This window comes from Aquimarina acroporae (assembly GCF_023195925.1).
GTDB classification, from domain to species: Bacteria; Bacteroidota; Bacteroidia; order Flavobacteriales; family Flavobacteriaceae; genus Aquimarina; species Aquimarina acroporae.
Window position 1 is genome coordinate 1 of the sequence record NZ_JALPRE010000032.1, and the last position, 263, is coordinate 263.

Genomic DNA, 263 nt, shown 5'->3' on the forward strand with positions numbered 1-263 from the left:
TAAACCATCGAACAACTCTACATTAAAATTAGTAGTCGCCAATGACGGTAAACCGTTCTTGCGGTCGTAAACATAGGCCTTGAACCAAATCTCATCCTCAGGTATATACGTGCTCTTGTTTAAATGTAAATAAATAGACTCACGGGGAATCTTGAAATAATCTCCAACAGACTCATTGGGTGAAATGTTAGTAGAACCAACTTGAGAATAAATAGAAGTGGTACAGAGTAGTACTAAAACTAGAAGTATGCGAAACCCAACCA

The 263-nt window shown here is 37.6% G+C and carries 1 protein-coding gene; it reads right to left on the reverse strand.

The genetic code is table 11. From position 1 onward, the window contains the following. The coding region (locus tag M0D21_RS22850) for a hypothetical protein (RefSeq protein ID WP_262922161.1) at positions 1 to 263 on the reverse strand (263 nt) is incomplete at both ends.